The sequence below is a fragment of the Streptococcus sp. GMD6S genome, assembly GCF_000297015.1.
The window spans coordinates 1-687 of the sequence record NZ_AJRH01000230.1 but is presented as its reverse complement, the minus strand read 5'-3'; the positions used below and the strand labels follow the sequence as shown (position 1 = coordinate 687).

1 protein-coding gene is annotated in these 687 nt (G+C 42.9%); it reads left to right on the top strand.

Annotated elements, in window-relative coordinates; translation table 11 throughout:
- Positions 1-543, top strand: a 543-nt coding sequence (locus tag GMD6S_RS09860) for a DNA polymerase (protein ID WP_000325666.1), incomplete at its 5' end; no start/stop codon positions are given.
- Positions 544-687: the final 144 nt, after the last annotated feature.

Genomic DNA, 687 nt, shown 5'->3' with positions numbered 1-687 from the left:
GTGACTCCAAACGACCGTCGTAATGCCAAGGCGGTAAACTTTGGAGTGGTTTACGGGATTTCCGACTTTGGTTTGTCTAATAATCTGGGCATCAGCCGTAAAGAGGCTAAAGTCTACATCGACACTTACTTTGAACGCTTCCCAGGTATTAAAAACTACATGGATGAAGTGGTGCGTGAGGCGCGTGATAAGGGTTATGTAGAGACTCTCTTCAAGCGTCGTCGTGAGTTGCCAGATATTAATTCACGCAACTTCAACATTCGTGGTTTTGCAGAGCGGACAGCCATCAACTCTCCTATCCAGGGCTCAGCAGCAGATATTCTTAAGATTGCTATGATTCAGCTAGATAAGGCTCTAGTTGAAGGTGGCTATCAGACCAAGATGCTGTTGCAAGTGCATGATGAAATCGTCCTTGAGGTTCCGAAATCAGAACTAGCAGTCGTTAAAGTTTTAGTGAAACAAACCATGGAAGAAGCCATCCAGCTCAGTGTTCCACTCATTGCTGATGAGAATGAAGGAGCAACCTGGTACGAGGCTAAATAAGAAAGTTATGAAAGAGTTTGAAGCATTTGCCTTCAAACTCTTTTTCATAGGTTTCTGTAAGCAGTTTCCTTGACTTTTACTAGTATTTGCGTTACTATATTTCCATATAAGATATGGGAGTCTGTGTACAGTCTGAGAGGAAGT